Below are 16109 nucleotides of genomic sequence, written 5' to 3' on the forward strand. Positions count from 1 at the left end.
GCGGCTCGAGCCGATCCCACATCGCATCAGTGATCACTAACCGGACAGACACACCCGATCAACTGACCAACCCGTCAAAGAGACACGCCCTAGGCGAGGGGAGCGAGAAAGCCGGACGGCGGTAGCGACAGCGCGGCCCGCTCGCACCACGCATTGCCGTCAGCTCGAGACTGCGAATGTGCAGACCGACGATGCGAACGAACCACACGGGCTCGGTTTCCCACTCCAGAACGAGTACCCGCACATCGTGCAGCCGCAGTTCGGCGGCCAGCATGGCGCCAGTCGGCCCGCACCCGGTATTGATCACGTCGAACATGAGGCGCACAGGCGTTGTTGCCTTACGGGAGTGCCTTGTTGCCGAGGCGCTCCCGGCGACACCTACGTCAATCGCCGGTCGTGAAGGTATGGCAGGCTGCCCCCGGATGAGCCGCCGGGGGCAGTATCGTCCTGGAGCTCAGAGTGCCTGGATTGCGCGCCACATCAGCAAGAAACACGACTGCCGATCGGCACAGACGCACGATCACGGCCAGCGAGGAGATGTCGCCCAACTGCCGCGGGAAGTCCGAGGGGGAGTGGAATCCATGGCCAACTTCTTCAAATCCTTTGCGCCGCTGTTCACAGTCGAGGTCTACCAGAATGAGCATCTGCCGGTGGGCGGCCGGGAGGTCGATGCCATCGTCACGGTCACGGCGACCGGCGGCGGCATCGGCAGTTTCCTGATACACCCGAGACCGCTGACGCACCGTCCGAGCTGCTGCTGGCCACCCTGCTCGACGAAGCGGTGGAGCCCGCGTCAGAAGACCTGCCGATGCCCCTGCGGGACGCGATCCGCCAAGGCTTGGACTCATCGCGGAACAGCGGACTGCGTGACGGCCGTCCGGACGCGGACCAGGTGCTTGCGGCGCTTGTCGACGAATGGCCGACGACCCAGTGGCTGTCACGGTCCGATGACCCGTCACTTCTCAACGAGACCGGAAGGGCCATCGCCCGCGCGGTCACCTGCACGCAGGAGACGGATGATTCCTGGGCCGGGCTTCGTGGCGCAGCGCCCGCTCACGGCACACTCCGCTCGCTGATCCGGCGTCGGCTCGCGGACCTGGACCGCGTCGCAGGCGCGGCGATGAAGGCGGTCGCGGGCAGGATGAACCACAGCTTGCGCCACCACCTCGGGCCAGGCGCCACAAGGTTCCTGGGCGATGTACTCGTCTATCAACGCCATCGCGAGCAGATCCACGCCCGGGTATGGGAACAAGTAGCCGCCGTCGACCCCGGACTGGGACGCACCCCGGGCCGCCCCGTACGGCTGGTCGCACACAGTCTCGGCGGGGTGATCGCTGTCGACATGGCCACGGCGCGGGAACCGCTGTGGACTTCGTCGCTGCTCACCTTCGGCTCTCAATCCGCGTACTTCCACCTGTGTGACCCCCGTGGAGGCCAACTTTCCCCCTACGTCGGCCACGAACCGGTCAGCCTGCCGAACTCTCTGGCCCGCTGGACCAACCTCTGGCAACCACTCGACGTACTCGCCTTCGCCGCCTCCCGTGTCTTCCGTCTTGCCGACGGAACATCACCGGTCGACCTGGCGCTGCCTCACGCCGCCACCGCAGGGTTATGGACCCATTCCGTGTATTGGAGCCTGCCGGAACTCGCCTCCGCGATCAGCGAGGCGATGCAGCCACCGGCATCATGACCCCGGGAAGCGATCATCTGAGCCCTCTCATCCGGGGTGGTCCGAGAGGCTTTCCTCAACGAGGGTGCAGTAGGAGTACGGCGCCCGCGTACAGGACATCATCGGCCGCCCACTGCCCACCTTTGACGACCGGGTGCGCGAGCACATGGACCGGTTGCGCTGACGTTGGCGAGTTACGCAGATTCCGTCGACAGGCGCTGGGAACCCCCTCATTGCGGACTCCCCGCGTCTCGACTCGCGGAATCCACCGGGGGGGGGGGCGGTCAGTCGAAAGCGTCGGTCATGCAGTCCACCCGGCAGTCGGCGGCCTCGTAGCGCTGGCGGAGGGCGGCAGCTGCCTCTTCACGCTCCACGGAGAGTCCGTAGTGTCCGCTCGCCACCCCGATCACGTCTTCGACCGTCACGATGACCGGTTCTCCGCTGGCAGCCCGGCGGCGCGCCTCGGCGATCGCCATGTCCGCAGAACGCAGCAGGTTCCGGGAACGGTCCCGGATGGCGGCAGCGTGGGCCCGTTTCACCGAAAGGGGGCGCAGGACACGCCCCCGCCAGACGAAGCCGACGGCGACAAGAACGAGACCGAGCGCTACGAACAGAAGTCCGCCGGGATGATGAGGCATCTGCCCAGTCTTCACCACGCGTGGTGATCGTCATGCGCCCGGACGCCTGGCGGTGGCAGGGAGCCCGGCAGACTCTGGAGAACTCACCAGATGTAGCCCTCAGCCGCTTGAGTCTCCGGCGGCTGTAAGGTCCAGGATCTCACCCATGGACGACGAACACCCCGATGTGCTCACCATCGGCCAGCTCGCGCACCGCACCGGACTTCCGGTGCGAACCTTGCGCTTCTGGTCGGACGAGGGGGCGGTGCCGCCTGTGGCTCGCTCCGCGAGCGGCTACCGGCTGTACGACGCCGGGTCCGTGGCCCGCGTCGAGCTGGTCCGCACTCTTCGGGAGCTGGGCCTCGGGCTCGACGAGGTGTGCCGGGTGCTGAGCGGTCGGACCACGGTCGCCGAGGTCGCCGACGCGCATGTGGCCGCGCTCGACGCGCAGATCCGCTCGCTCAAGGTGAGCCGGGCCGTCCTGTCCACCGTGGCGACACGTGGTTCGACCGCTGAGGAGACAGCACTGATGAACCGGTTGGCGCGGCTTTCCGCCGCCGAACGCAAGCAGATCATCGACGAGTTCAAGGAGGAGGTGTTCGGCGGTCTCGATGTCGAGCCGCGCGTGCGTGACCGCCTGCGCAGCTTCAGCATCGAATTGCCCGACGATCCCACCCCCGAGCAGGTAGACGCGTGGATCGAACTGGCCGAACTGGTGCGGGACCCTGGATTTCGCGCCCGGTTGCGCACGTGGATGGAGCTCAACACGCCCGTACCGGGGCAGGGTCATCCTCCCGGGGCGTCCATCTGGTGGGCCAGGCAGGTCGTGCAGACCGTCGCTGAGGTCAGAAAACGCGGGGTCGCTCCCGAGGGGCCGGCAGCGGCCGAGGTGCTGTCCGAGCTGTTCGGTGACGCCGATCGGACCGCCGTGCTGCGCAGCCTGGAGGCTGGCATCGAGGCAGGGGCGGAGCGCTACCGCAGACTCGTCGCCCGTGTGCGCGGGCAGGGCTCCTCGCCCGACGCGACCGAGGAGCTGGAGTGGCTTGCGCGGGCCCTGCACGCCGCAGATCAGGCCGGACCGACCGTACGGTGATCGCCCAGACGCGTGCGCTCGGCCGGCCGTTATCTCGCGACACGAAGGTCCCACCCGGTCGCGGGGCCCCCTGCACCAGGGGTGGTCGGCACGCCCGGCCGGGCGCGCCGATCGCTTTCCAGCTCAGGGAGAGGGGGTGCCGTGGCCGTCAGTCCGGCGGGCGGCGGCAGGGCGCCCTTGTTCTAGTTGCCGTCGAGCCCCCAGAAGCGGGCGGTGTGGTAGCTGGAGCAGATGGTGTCGCGATAGTAGGTGCCGGCGCTGCCGCACTGTTGGGCGTCGCTGCCCGGGTCGACGGCCAGCCCGTGCCCCATCCCGGAGACTGAGTAGACCTCGACGGCGGAGCGGCCAGAGGCGTCGTCGAACACGCTCAGCGTGGTACCCCCACCGAGATTCTCCGTACGGGAGGGCGTCTGGCCGATGCCCCACACGTTGGTCCACTGGTCGCGCAACTCGGTGGCGTTGGCGGGCTTCACGGTGGTGTCGGCGGTGCCCTGCCAGATTGCCACGCGCGGCCAGGACGTCGTGCCGGCCGGAGCGGCGGAACGCACCAGATCCCCCCACTGGGCGGGGCTCTTGTCCGGCGGGACGTACATGCAGGTGTAGGCCGTGGCCACGTCGCTCGCGCAGCGGGTGGGCAGTCCGGAGTTGATGGCCCCGCCCGAGAATACGTCGGGGTAGGCGGCCAGCATGTTCGCCGTCATGGCGCCGCCCGCCGACAGGCCGGTGATGTAGATGCGCCGGTTGTCGCCGCCGTACAGCGAGACGGCCTTGTCCACCATCTGCTTGATCGACAGTGCCTCGCCACGACCGCGTCCGCTGTCGCCCGGCTCGAACCAGTTGAAACAGGAGTTGGCGTTGTTGGCGCTGCTCGTCTGGGGGAGGACCAGCGCGAATTCGTAGGTGTCGGCGAACTTGGGCCAGCCGGAGTGCGTGTAGTAGTCGTTCGCGCTCTGCGTGCAGCCGTGCAGGGCGACGACCAGCGGGGCGCCGGCAGGCAGTGCGTCGGGCGCGTAGGTGTACATCGACAGGTTGCCGGGGTTGGTGCCGAACCCGGTGACCTGGGTCAGACCCGCGGCGGATGCCTGAGGGCTGATGACGAGCAGGCTGCCGGTCAGGGCCAGAGCCCCGGCGGCGGTGGCCCAACGGCGAATGCCCCGGACGAGCGTCCGGGAGAAGCGGAACGCAGGATGCGACTGTCCCATGGTGACTGCCTCCTGATGTTGTGGGGGCCTCGCCGGTACCGACAGGACGGTGACCAGCGTGGCGTGCATCATCGGCGCTCGCGTGCCGGCGTCGGCATGGGTGGGACAGCCACAGGTGGCGCGAACCTGTGTGCCGGCGGGACATGTCCCGGCTCGTGAAGCGTCGTGTAGCGCAGGAGTCCACAGGCCCGGGCCGTACGGCCAATGCACCCTGTGCCGGGTGGTGCCGACAGCTACGCCGTGGCTCTGGATGGTGGTGGGCAGCCCCATATGTCGCAGCGAAGCCGCGCTCTAGCCTCCCGCGCATCCCCGTACCCGACCACGGAGGTTCACTCATGCATCTCTCTCTCCGCCCCCTGCCACGCTCCTGGCGACGCGGTGGACCAGCGGCCCTTGCCCTGGCCGCGCTCACACTCACACCCCTGCCCGCCAGGGCAGCACCGGTGAACGCGGGCGGCGGCCACTGCGCGCACCTCACCCAGGTGCGCGTACCAGGGGCCGAGCACCAGCGGGCTGCCTGCCTGAACGAGTTGACCACGGCGGGCACGATCAGCTCGGGCCACACCGACCCGGCCGACTGGGCGGGCCTGACACCCAGGGACCTGGCTGTGCCCAGCGGGGTCCCCGGTATCCAGATCGACGGGTACTTCCCGGACACGTCAACCACCAACACCAACAACGGATGGAACCACGACGCCCAGTTCGTCATGCGCCTGCCCGACCGTTGGAACGGCGGTCTGGTGGTCGCCGGCACCCCCGGCAACCGGGAGCAGTACGCCAACGACCGGGCCATCGCCGACTGGGTGCTCTCCCGCGGCTACGCCTACGCCGCCACCGACAAGGGCAACACCGGACTGTCCTTCTACCGGGACGGCAAGAAGCCGAGCGACGCGATCGCCGAATGGAACGACCGGCTCACCCAGCTCACCCGAGCCGCCCGCGCCACACTCGCCGGGCACTACCACCGCCCACCGTCACGCACCCTGGTGACCGGCATGTCCAACGGCGGATACCTCGTGCGCTGGCAGTTGGAGAACCATCCCGGCCTCTACGACGGCGGAGTCGACTGGGAGGGCACCCTGTGGCGCTCCGACGGCCCCACCCTGCTGAACTTCCTGCCCGCAGCGCTCCGCGACTATCCCGCGTACGCCAGCGGCGGCGAGGAAGCAGACGCGGCGCGCAGAGCCCTGCACGCCGCCGGCTTCCCGGCCGGTTCCGAGTTCCTCTGGCCGTACCACCACAAGGTCTACTGGGACCAGACCCAGCGCGTCTACCGCGAGGAACTTGACCCCGGTTTCGACGGCCCCACCGAGGCGGGCACGCCCTTCTGCGCGCCGGGCACGCCGGCCTGTGATGCCGACTACGACTATGCCGCCCGTCCCGACAAGGTCCGCAGAGCCATGGAGAAGATCGCTCTGACCGGCCGGATCGGCAAACCGCTGATCACCCTGCACGGCACCCTGGACGTCCTGCTGCCGATCTCCCAGGACTCCGACGTCTACGCCCGCATGGTGGGCCAGGCCGGCCGCGGCGAACTGCATCGCTACTACCGCATCCAGGGCGGCACTCACACGGACGCCCTCGTCGACACCTACCCGGAACGCCTGCGCCCCCTCACGCCGTGCCACCGCACGGCCTTCACAGCCCTGGAGAACTGGCTCACGTCAGGACACCGCCCACCCGCCTCCCACACCGTCGCGCTGCCCGCCGACAGAGACCCCGCGACACTCCTGAACACCTGCTCCCTGAACGCACACACGACCGCGGCCGGCCTCCGTCGTCCCTGACATCTGCCAGGGACGACGGGAACAGCCACGACCTTAGAGTTCGCCACAGGCGGCCTGGCCGACCGGGCAACAGGCGGCCCCGGCACATCCGTTGTCGCGGCTTCGGCGGACCCCATAGTGGGCACCAAGCTCCGTTGGAACATGGCGTCCGACCAAGCCGAGCTTGCTGCTCTGCGTGAGCTGGCCGATGCCTGCCCGGACCAGAGCGCGAAGTACGAGCTGGCTCCTTCACTCGCCCCAGGTTCGCCGACACGGGTTGGCCGGCACTCGTACCGGAGCGGGGCAGCCGCTGCCGAGGGATGGCTTCTGCCATTGTGCCTGCCCGGCTTCGCTTCGACGTTGCTGCTCCACGCGCAAGCTTCTGTCCACACACCCGTGATCAGCATCGGGGGTTCACGGGTTTCGCTCGTCTATGGGGCTCTTTACCTGGGAATGGGTCGCTGCCCAGCTGGCCAGGAGCTTGAGCCGGTCCTCGTCAGAGGTGCCCGGCTCAGCGGTGTAGATGGTCAGGGAATGGACCTCGCGTGGGGAAATGGGCAGGTCCATCGGCTGGTAGACGAGTTCGAGAGGCCCGGCGTCAGGGTGCTGGAACTGTTTGACGCCACCGTGGTGGATACGCACGTCGTGAGAGGCCCAGCGGGTGCGGAACTCGGCGCTCATCGTGCACAGTTCGCCGATCAACTCACGCAGCGCCTTGTCGTGCGGGTAGCGCCCGGCCTCGGCGCGCAGCATCGCGACCGTGGTACCGAGGGCACCGTCCCAGTCGGCAACGAAGTCGGGTGCCCCGCGGTCGAGGAACCAGTACCGGGCGAAGTTCGGACGTCCGCGTTCGTCCGTGGTCACGCTGTCGAACAGTGGTGCGAACAGGGCGCGGGCGAGTGCGTTGGTGGCGACGATGTCCAGGCGGCCGTTGGTGACGAACGCCGCGGACAGTGTCATGGAGTCGAGCAGCCACTGGACGCGGGGCGGCAGGTCGACGGCCTTGCGTCGACGCGGAGTGCGGCTGGTCGGCCGAGCAGCCTTGGCCAGGTCGAACAGGTAGGTCCGTTCGTCCTCGTCCAGCTGCAGCGCGCGGGCGACCGCGTCGAGAACGTCTTCGGACACGCCGCTGATGTGGCCCTTCTCCAGCCGCGTGTACCACTCGGTGCTCACGCCGGCGAGGACGGCGACCTCCTCGCGCCGCAGCCCCGGAACCCGCCGCCGGCCGCTGGTGGGCAGCCCGACCTGCTCCGGGGTGATCTTGGCGCGCCGGGTGGCGAGGAAGTCACGGATGTCGGCGCGGTGGTCGGGGAGGCGTTCCATGGCTTTAACGCTACGACCCTCACCCAAGGGAAGGGGGGTCGAGCTTGTACCCCCCATAAACACAGCCCGCCGCGTCCCTGGCAGACGCGGTTTCCTCGAATGCGCCCCCGATCTCGATCCGCTGCGGAGATGAAGCATGACGACGCGAGGAGAAACCCTCGACGCCCCCGCCGACGTGCGGGCAAGCAGCCGCGGGGCGACTGCCGGGGCCGCCCATCAATTACTCCATCGATTTCATCCTGGAGGAGGTGGAGCCCGGAAGGGCGGTCTTCTCGCTGACGCCGGGGGAGGAGCACTACAACCCGATCGGCAGCGTGCACGGCGGCGTCTTCGCCACTCTGCTCGATTCGGCTGCGGGTTGCGCCGTTCAGTCCACCTTGCCGCAGGGCATGGCGTACACCTCGCTGGACCTGACGGTGAAGTTCCTTCGGCGGATCACCGTGGACACGGGCACGGTGCGGGCGATCGGCACGGTTGTCGGCAAGGGGCGTCAAACCTCCCTCGCCCAGGCGCAGTTGGCCGACAGGACGGACCGGCTGCTCGCCCATGCCACCAGTAGCTGCATGCTCTTCCCGGCGCCTCCCTCTCAAGGGTGACCCTCAACGGCGACCGGTGAATCGAGCCTTGCCCCACACGCACCGATGCTCCCCTTTCTCCCGGCTCCCCCCTGACTGTCTGACCTGCGCAGGGTGATCTTTGTGCGGCGATGCCGGACGCCCTCGACCGCGGCGCAGAACGCCGGAGTGCGAAGTGAAACGGCAGCGGGGCGCGTCGGCGGCGGCCCGTATTTCCTCGGGCCGCGGTGTGCCACAGCGGTGTTGAGGCGCCTGGGGGTCGGTGTTCCCTCGGGCGCAGGGTCGTGCGCGATGTTCACTGCCGCTCTGGAGGCGATCTCCTGGGCAGCAGCAGTTCGTCGTCGAAGGGGTCTGCCGTTTGACGGCGGACGAACTGTGCGAGTCCCAGCGGGCTTCCGCGGGCCCACCGCGGGACCAGGAGCATGGAGCACAAGCCCGAGGCGCCCGGGCGGGCTCATGGCCCGCCGACATCGCAGCCGGACATCGTCGGCGGTGACGCGGAGCCGGAGGGGCTGTCCAGTGGCCCGTACGAGAGCCGGCTTGGAGCCTTCCGGACAGGTGCGTGTCTGCCCTGCGTCGCGTGCCGGGTCCTGACAGCCGTCCGGGGCCGCCTGGGCGGTCCGGCGGAGCGTCGCAGGACTGTCCACCGCGTGCGAGGTGATCGGCACCGGCGTCCGTCGGTGTGGAACGTGCTCCCCGTCGCTCATGCCTTGGGGCAGCCGTTCACGGCGTGTGATCGGCGCGGCGGAGAACCGGGCGCAGGGTTTCGATGACGTCGGGGTCGTCCACCGTGGAGGGGATGGGTTCGTCGTGGCCGTCGGCGATGCCGCGCATCGTCTTGCGCAGGATCTTTCCCGAGCGGGTCTTGGGCAGGGCGGCCACGACCGTGACGTCCTTGAGGGAGGCGACGGCGCCGATGCGTGTCCGTACGAGCTGGACGAGTTCGGCCTCGACCTCGGTTGCGTCGCGGCTGATGCCGGCTTTCAGGACGACGAAGCCGCGCGGGATCTGGCCCTTGAGTTCGTCGGCGATGCCGATGACGGCGCATTCGGCGACGTCGGGGTGGGCGGCCAGGGCCTCTTCCATGCTGCCGGTGGACAGCCGGTGTCCGGCGACGTTGATGACGTCGTCGGTGCGGCCCATGACGAAGACGTAGCCGTCGTCGTCGATGTGGCCGCTGTCGCCGGTGAGGTAGTAGCCGTCGTAGGCGGAGAGGTAGGAGGCGACGTAGCGGTCGTCGTCGTTCCAGAGGGTGGGCAGTGCGCCGGGCGGCAGGGGAAGCCTCACCACGATCGCGCCGTCGACGCCGGCGGGCACGGGCTCGCCCGAGGGGTCGAGGACACGGACGTCCCAGCCCGGGAGCGGGCGGGTGGGGGAGCCGGGTTTGAGGGGAGCGGTTTCGATGCCGACCGGGTTGGCGACGATGGGCCAGCCGGTTTCGGTCTGCCACCAGTGGTCGATGACCGGGATGCCCAGCAGAGCGCTCGCCCAGTGGTAGGTCTCGGGGTCGAGGCGCTCGCCGGCGAGGAAGAGGTGGCGCAGGCCGCTCAGGTCGTAGTCGGCCGTGAGTGTTCCCTTCGGGTCCTCCTTGCGGATGGCCCGGAAGGCGGTGGGGGCGGTGAACATGGTCTTGGCCCGGTGCTCGGCGGCCACGCGCCAGAACTGGCCCGCGTCCGGGGTGCCGACCGGCTTGCCCTCGTACAGGACGGTGGTGGCGCCGGCCAGGAGCGGGCCGTAGACGATGTACGAGTGCCCGACGACCCAGCCGACGTCGGAGGCGGTGAACATGGTCTCGCCCGGGCCCACGTCGTAGACGGCGCCCATCGACCAGTGCAGGGCGACCGCGTAGCCGCCGCAGTCGCGGACGACTCCCTTGGGTTTTCCGGTCGTTCCGGACGTGTAGAGGATGTAGAGGGGATCGGTGGCGGGTACGGGAACACAGCCGGCCGGCGGCGCGGCGGCGACCAGATCCGCCCAGTCGAGATCATCGGGCCCCAACTCGGCCGGTTCCTGCGGGCGTTGCAGGATCACGCTCTTCTCGGGCTTGTGGGCCGCGAGTTCGATCGCCCGGTCGAGCAGGGGCTTGTACGCGATGACACGCTTGCCCTCGATGCCGCAGGAGGCGGAGACCACGACCTTGGGGGCCGCGTCGTCGATGCGCAGGGCGAGTTCGCGCGGGGCGAACCCGCCGAAGACGACCGAGTGCACCGCGCCGATCCGTGCGCACGCCAGCATCGCGACAGCGGCTTCGGGGACCATCGGCATGTAGATGACGACCCGGTCGCCGTGACCCACGCCGAGCCCCGCCAGTGCTCCGGCGAAGGCCGCCACCTCGTCCCTCAGCTGCGCGTAGGTGTAGGTGCGCCGGGTGCCCGTCACGGGGGAGTCGTGGACGAGTGCGGGCTGTTGACCCCGGCCGGCCTCGATGTGCCGGTCGAGCGCGTTGAAGCAGACGTTGAGCCGTCCGTCGGGAAACCAGCGGTAGAAGGGCGCGCCCGAGGAGTCCAGGGCGCGGCGCGGGGCGACGTCCCAGTCGATGCCCTCGGCCGCCTTCAGCCAGAAGTGCTCCGGGTCCTCGGTACTGGCGCGGAAGACATCCTCGTAGGTTCCCATCGCGCACTCCTTTGTGGCATCGGGACGGTGGTGTGGTTGCGTGCGGAACGGTGTCGGACACACGTACCGTATGCCGGTCGGCGTGGTCGAGCAGGATGCCGGTGACCGGCGGACCGGTCACCGGCATCGCGGTGGGGCGGCGGCCTGGCGGACAGGCCTGACGTCAGGCGCGGCTTTCGCTCACGCGCCGAGGTGCTTGCGGAGCCACTGGCCCATCTGTCCGATGGCCTGGTCCACCTCGGGTACGCGTCCGGCGCCCATGATGAACGAGTGCTGCCCTTCGGGCATCGCGTGGGTCTCGGTGGTGACCTTGAAGTCCGCGAGGCGGCGGCCGAGCTGGGCGCCGTCGTCGGCGAGGGTCTCGTACTCACCGTAGTGGACGAGCGTGGGCGGCAGGCCGGTCAGGTCGGCGTGCACGAGGCTGATCTGCGGGTCGGTGAAGTCCACGGCGGGATCCTGCAGCCAGGCTCCGCGGAAGAACTCCAGGGACCCCCGGCTGAGCATCTTGTCGTTCGTCTCGTTGGCGTCCACTGCCGGGTTCTGGATGGTGAGGTCGGTCCAGGGGGAGACGCTGACGATCGCGCCGGGGGTGGCCTCGCCCTTGGCGAGCAGGCGCAGCGGCAGCATCACCGCCAGGGTGCCGCCGATCGAGTGGCCCGTGCTGCCGATGTTCCGCGGCTCGTAGCCCTGGGCGAGCAGCCACCGGTAGGCGGTCTCGGCGTCGTCGAGCTGCGCCGGATGGGGGTGTTCGGGCGCCAGGCGGAAGTCCACGACCAGCGAGCGGCCGCCGGCCGCCTTCGCGATGTGGCCCGCGGCCTTGCGGTCGGAGTGCATGGAGGCGGCGACAGAACCACCGAAGTGGAAGTGCAGCAGCGCGCGGTCGGGATCGGCACCCTCGGGGATGGCCCACAGGGCGGGGACGCCGTCCGCGTCCACTTCGGCGTAGGTGACGCCTTCCGGCTCGGTCGACGCCTTGTGGCTCGAGTCGATGATGTCACGGATGACGGCCAGGTCGAGGCCCGGTGTCGCCGCCTTCGCGCTCACACTCGCGAGGAACTCCGCGAACTCGTGTGCCTGTGGGCTTGCTCCCATGGTGGTGCTCCTTCTCGGGCGGGTGCCGTGCGGGTTCCCCTGCGCCAGCCGGGTCGATGTGACGGTCATGACGCTACTGGCTGAGTGTATGAAAGTAAACTCAGGTGCGGTGAGATCACGAGATCACCCTCATAGATGCGAGGAAGCCCTTCGGGGCATCGGGGATGGGCTGGCGACTGCTGGAGGGAACGCCGATGGCGAGAGCAAGATCGAAACCGGACGTGCGCAGGGTGAGCTGCCGTGTCGCGGTGATGAGTTCGACCTGGAGCCTGGGGTGCCGGCGGCGAACGCGTCCCAGGGCGGGGGTGGCGAAGGCGGTGCCGCAGCCCCGCCGTGGCCGCCGGTAAGCTCGTCGAGGCGCTCCGCGCCGTGTGCGAGGATCTTGAGCTGCCTATCCCTCAAGCCCGCCGCTCATCGACGGCGAGTTGAGGAACATGATGGCCACGACAGCCAGGTCCGCGGGGACGAGATGACGAGCCATGCCTGATACCGCTGGGTCGGGATTCTCGCCGACGTCCACCGGGGCGTCGGCCGCATCCTGTTGAACCGGCCCAGGGCGCTCAACGCCCTGACCACAGACATGGTCTCCGCTATCGACCGTGCGCTCGCCTCATGGGAGCACGCACCGCTGTCCGCCGTGGTGCTCGCCAGCACCAGCACGAAGGCGTTCTGCGCCGGTGGGGACATCCGGACGATCCGCGAGTACAGCCTCGCGGGCGATGTCGAGGCCAGTGAGCGGTTCTTCGCCTCCGAGTACCGGCTCAACGCCCGGATCGCCGAGTATCCCGTGCCGGTCGTGTCGCTCATCGACGGTTTTTGCATGGGCGGCGGTCTGGGGCTGTCCGTCCATGGTGGCTTCCGTGTCGTCACCGAACGCGCGGTGCTGGCCATGCCCGAGACCGGGATCGGGTTCTTCCCGGACATCGGGGCGAGCTACTTTCTGCCGAGGCTGCCCGGCGCGATCGGCATGTACCTGGGACTGACCGGGCAGAGGATCGACGCGGCCGATGCCTTGTACGCGGGGCTGGCCACGCATTTCGTTTCCGCGGACCTGCTGGACACGGTGGGGGACGCCCTGGTCGACCGCCCCGATGAGCCGGTGGACGTCGTCCTGAACCGTCTCGCCGGCCGTTCCCCGGTGGCGGAGAGCAGGTTGGCGGAGGTTCGCGGGGACGTGGACTGGGCTTTCGGTGCGCCGGCCCTCGGCGAGATCGAGAAGCGCCTGCGTCACCTCGACACCCCTTGGGCGGCAGCCGCGTTGGGCGCCCTGGAGTCCGCCTCGCCGCAGAGCGTGGAGATCACCCACGCCCTGCTGGCCCGAGGCAGACAGCGCACATCGCGCGAATGCCTCGACGCCGAACTCGCCCTCACACGCACGACCATCCGCACGCCGGACTTCCTGGAGGGCGTCCGTGCCGCCCTGGTCGACAAGGACCGCACTGCCACCTGGCAACGTGCGTCGCTCGGCGGACGGACGCCGGCGTCCTGAGCGTGTCCGCCGTGAGCAGGACATCGCCTTGCGCGAGGGGAGGCAGGAGTGCCGCGCGTCAACGAAACGGGAACGTATCGCCGCCGCAGACTGCCGCGGCAGATGTTCGACCGGGGCGGGAGCCATGCGGCAGCCATACTGTCCATGACAACCGGTATGCCGCTGATGCGAGCGGTCTGACCGCGTCCGTACAGAGCCGGATCTCATCGACCACTGCGACAGCGCGCCACCGTTGTCGCGGTAGCGCGCGTTCTGGACCGAGCGGTGGCGGGGAACGATCTACCGGGGGTTGAGGCGGCAGGGCACATTTCGGGGCGGGCGTCTAAAGCCGCGCCCCGCGCTGTGCCGCGGGCAACGGCGTGTGTCGTCGGCGCCGGCCTGATGGCCCCGCACCCCTACAACTGCGGCTCTCCGCGACCGTAGGCGCCCTTTGGGCCGCGGCCGGTGTCGTGCCCCCTCCGGTGACCGTGCCGGAACGGAGGGGCTGTTGCCGGCCGCGTCTCAGTCGATGTCGGGAACCATGGAGACCACGACCTTGCCGGCCTTGGTGCGGCCCTGCTCGACGTGCGCCATCGCCTCGAGCGTCTGGTCGAAGGGGAAGGTGCTGTCGATGACCGGGCGGAGTTTCCCGCTGTCGTAGAGGGCGCCGAGTTTGCGCAGCTGGGAGCCGTTGGCCTGCATGAAGAGGAACTCGTAGCGCACGCCCAGCGCCCTGGCCTGCTTGCGGATCTTGCGGCTGAGCGTGTTCATGACCAGGCCCAGGACGGAGGGGGCGCCGAGCTGCTTGGCGAAACCGGCGTCGGGCGGGCCGACGACACTGATGGCCAGGCCGCCGGGCTTCAGTACGGTCAGTGACTTCTCGAGGTTCGCCCCGCCCAGGGAGTCCAGCACCAGGTCGTAGCCCGAGAGTACCTTGGAGAAGTCTTCCTTGGTGTAGTCGACGACGATGTCGGCGCCAAGGCTCCTGACCAACTCCTCGGACCTGGTGTTCGCGGTCGTCGCCACCGTGGCGCCGAGGTGCTTGGCGAGCTGGATGACCGTCGACCCGAGGCCGCCGGCTCCGGCGTGGACGAGCACTTTCTGCCCCGGCTTCACGTGCGCGCGCTCGACGAGGATCTGCCAGGCGGTCAGGGCCACCAGCGGCACCGCGGCCGCCTCCTCCAGGGAGAGTGAGGCCGGCTTGGGTGCGACATCGTCCGCGTCGATCGCGATGAACTCCGCGAAGGCCCCGACCCGCAGGTCGCGCGGGCGGGCGTAGACCTCGTCGCCGACCTCGAAGCCGCGTACGGCGGAGCCGACCCGCGTCACGACGCCCGCCACGTCGTGGCCGAGCACGAACGGGCGCTTGTACTTCAGGAACTGCTTGAACTCCCCGTTGCGGACCATCTTGTCCAGCGGGTTGACGCTGGCGGCGCTCACTCTGACCAGGACGTCACGGTCTCCGACGGCGGGCTCGGGTACGTCTGCGGCGCGGACGCCGTCCTTGCCGTACTTCTCGACGACAAATGCCTTCATGGCGGCCGCCTCTCTGCGCGGGTGTTTCGGTGGCTGATGCGATTCTTCGGGCGGGTCCCCCTGCGCGCCCGTGTCTCGTGTGCGGCCGGGTTGATGTGCCGGCTGCGACGCTACTAGCTGAGTGTAGAAAAGTAAACTCAGATGAGGTTAGAATCACCCCATGGACGCAACGACCGAAGCTCTGCAGGACGCCGGCGTGGACCCCCGTCTCGACCGGGACACGTCGAACTGCTCGATCGCCCGGACCCTTGAGGTCGTGGGCGAGAAGTGGACGATCCTGATCCTGCGCGAGGTCTGGTACGGCTCGTCCCGTTTCAGCGATTTCGAACGCGTCCTCGGCTGTCCTCGCAACCTTCTCTCGGCGCGCCTTCGGATGCTCGTGGAGGAAGGTGTCCTGGCCACCGAGACCTACAAGGAGCCGGGCTCGCGGAGTCGGCCGAAGTACGTGATCACGCCCAAGGGTGTGGATCTGGTCCCGGCCGTGATGGGGCTCCTGCAGTGGGGTGACCGCTACCGCGCCGACCCGGAGGGCCCGGCCATGCTCTCCAGGCACCGTGGATGCGGCGCGCACGTCGACGCCCAGATCCGCTGCGACCAGGGCCACGCCGTGCAGCCGGAAGACATCGAGAGCATCCCCGGCCCCGCTTTTCGTCTGAGGCCCGCCGAGTGAGCTGAGCGCCGTCGCGCCAGGGGGTGTGTGCTCAGTCTGCCGGGCTGTCCGCACTCGGTCTGGCCCGGGCCCGGTGGAGGCGGACCTGAATGATCTTGCGGGTGCGGCTTCTGGTCGTGTGCAGGGTGTGTAGCGGCGTGTCAAACCATGCGGGCGTCTGCGGGTCTTCGCGTCCGAGCATGTCGGCGGGAGGAGTCCCGATTCGGGCGGAACTCGGGTTCCTTGCCGCAGCTGCAGGGCTCGCGGCCCTCGTAACGCAGTCCGGCGTCCAGCACCGCAGCCACGACGGTCGACGCTTTGGGTCGTGTCCCTCGGCGTGGTGTAGCCGTCACGGTCCGTCGCCTCCGCTTCGGAGCCATCCCATATGCGCCGCTGCCGGCCGTCGTGCAGTGAGTAATTGTCAGGACCTGTGGATTGCTTGACCTGTCTACGGTGATGAGGACTCGCCAGGCCCCGGCTGTGACGTCAGGGCCTCGGCAAGGCGG

At 69.1% G+C, this 16109-nt stretch carries 11 protein-coding genes and 3 pseudogenes; 6 read left to right on the forward strand and 8 right to left on the reverse strand.

Going from position 1 to position 16109, the window contains the following annotated elements:
• Positions 1 to 145 precede the first annotated feature (145 nt).
• Together ACZ58V_RS41400 and ACZ58V_RS41405 are read right to left on the reverse strand one after the other, a co-directional pair.
• A pseudogene (locus ACZ58V_RS41400) lies at positions 146 to 316 on the reverse strand (FAD-dependent monooxygenase); the annotation flags it as partial.
• Between the two features lie 67 nt (positions 317 to 383).
• Positions 384 to 725 carry a hypothetical protein gene (locus ACZ58V_RS41405; RefSeq protein ID WP_468198267.1) on the reverse strand — a complete coding sequence of 114 codons (342 nt, stop codon included), beginning with the start codon at positions 723 to 725 and terminating at the stop codon, positions 384 to 386.
• A gap of 83 nt (positions 726 to 808) precedes the next feature.
• Between ACZ58V_RS41405 and ACZ58V_RS41410 the strand changes: the two genes are divergently transcribed.
• Positions 809 to 1690: a hypothetical protein gene (locus ACZ58V_RS41410; protein WP_471296562.1), complete on the forward strand. Its 882-nt coding sequence runs from the start codon at positions 809 to 811 to the stop codon at positions 1688 to 1690.
• A 263-nt stretch (positions 1691 to 1953) separates the two neighbouring features.
• On the opposite strand, the gene ACZ58V_RS41415 is transcribed toward ACZ58V_RS41410, so the two are convergent.
• Positions 1954 to 2145 carry a hypothetical protein gene (locus ACZ58V_RS41415; protein ID WP_449488394.1) on the reverse strand — a complete coding sequence of 64 codons (192 nt, stop codon included), beginning with the start codon at positions 2143 to 2145 and terminating at the stop codon, positions 1954 to 1956.
• Between the two features lie 307 nt (positions 2146 to 2452).
• Here ACZ58V_RS41415 and ACZ58V_RS41420 point away from each other — a divergent pair, with 307 nt between their 5' ends.
• Positions 2453 to 3379 (forward strand): helix-turn-helix domain-containing protein, encoded by a 927-nt coding sequence (locus ACZ58V_RS41420; RefSeq protein WP_471296543.1) that lies wholly within the window; start codon positions 2453 to 2455, stop codon positions 3377 to 3379.
• Between the two features lie 185 nt (positions 3380 to 3564).
• Here ACZ58V_RS41420 and ACZ58V_RS41425 read toward each other — a convergent pair.
• Positions 3565 to 4581: pseudogene (locus tag ACZ58V_RS41425) on the reverse strand (extracellular catalytic domain type 1 short-chain-length polyhydroxyalkanoate depolymerase); the annotation flags it as partial.
• Positions 4582 to 4916: 335 nt separating this feature from the next.
• On the opposite strand from ACZ58V_RS41425, the gene ACZ58V_RS41430 reads away from it, so the two are divergent.
• Positions 4917 to 6368: a 3-hydroxybutyrate oligomer hydrolase family protein gene (locus tag ACZ58V_RS41430; RefSeq protein WP_471296546.1), complete on the forward strand. Its 1452-nt coding sequence runs from the start codon at positions 4917 to 4919 to the stop codon at positions 6366 to 6368.
• 393 nt (positions 6369 to 6761) lie between these two features.
• Here ACZ58V_RS41430 and ACZ58V_RS41435 read toward each other — a convergent pair whose 3' ends face one another.
• Entirely contained in the window at positions 6762 to 7670 is a 909-nt protein-coding gene (locus ACZ58V_RS41435; RefSeq protein ID WP_471296548.1) for a helix-turn-helix transcriptional regulator, read from the reverse strand.
• A gap of 191 nt (positions 7671 to 7861) precedes the next feature.
• Between ACZ58V_RS41435 and ACZ58V_RS41440 the strand changes: the two are divergent.
• Positions 7862 to 8266 (forward strand): annotated as a pseudogene (locus ACZ58V_RS41440) (PaaI family thioesterase); the annotation flags it as partial.
• Positions 8267 to 8968: 702 nt separating this feature from the next.
• On the opposite strand, the gene ACZ58V_RS41445 reads toward ACZ58V_RS41440, so the two are convergent.
• Both ACZ58V_RS41445 and ACZ58V_RS41450 read right to left on the reverse strand, forming a co-directional pair.
• Positions 8969 to 10858, reverse strand: coding sequence for a propionyl-CoA synthetase (locus tag ACZ58V_RS41445; RefSeq protein ID WP_471296551.1), 1890 nt, complete (start codon positions 10856 to 10858; stop codon positions 8969 to 8971).
• Positions 10859 to 11038: 180 nt separating this feature from the next.
• The gene (locus ACZ58V_RS41450) at positions 11039 to 11950 is read right to left on the reverse strand and encodes an alpha/beta hydrolase (protein ID WP_468197974.1); all 912 of its coding nucleotides are present in this window, start codon (positions 11948 to 11950) and stop codon (positions 11039 to 11041) included.
• 502 nt (positions 11951 to 12452) lie between these two features.
• Between ACZ58V_RS41450 and ACZ58V_RS41455 the strand changes: the two genes are divergently transcribed.
• The gene (locus tag ACZ58V_RS41455) at positions 12453 to 13439 is read left to right on the forward strand and encodes an enoyl-CoA hydratase/isomerase family protein (RefSeq protein ID WP_471296560.1); all 987 of its coding nucleotides are present in this window, start codon (positions 12453 to 12455) and stop codon (positions 13437 to 13439) included.
• Positions 13440 to 13940: 501 nt separating this feature from the next.
• Here ACZ58V_RS41455 and ACZ58V_RS41460 read toward each other — a convergent pair.
• A complete protein-coding gene (locus ACZ58V_RS41460; protein WP_471296554.1) occupies positions 13941 to 14954 on the reverse strand; it encodes an NADP-dependent oxidoreductase in 1014 nt (337 codons plus the stop codon).
• A gap of 160 nt (positions 14955 to 15114) precedes the next feature.
• On the opposite strand from ACZ58V_RS41460, the gene ACZ58V_RS41465 reads away from it, so the two are divergent.
• Complete coding sequence (locus tag ACZ58V_RS41465) at positions 15115 to 15624, forward strand: winged helix-turn-helix transcriptional regulator (protein WP_471296557.1); 510 nt, start codon at positions 15115 to 15117, stop codon at positions 15622 to 15624.
• The last annotated feature ends 485 nt before the right edge of the window (positions 15625 to 16109 follow it).

The sequence above is a fragment of the Streptomyces sp. NPDC040589 genome, assembly GCF_055594445.1.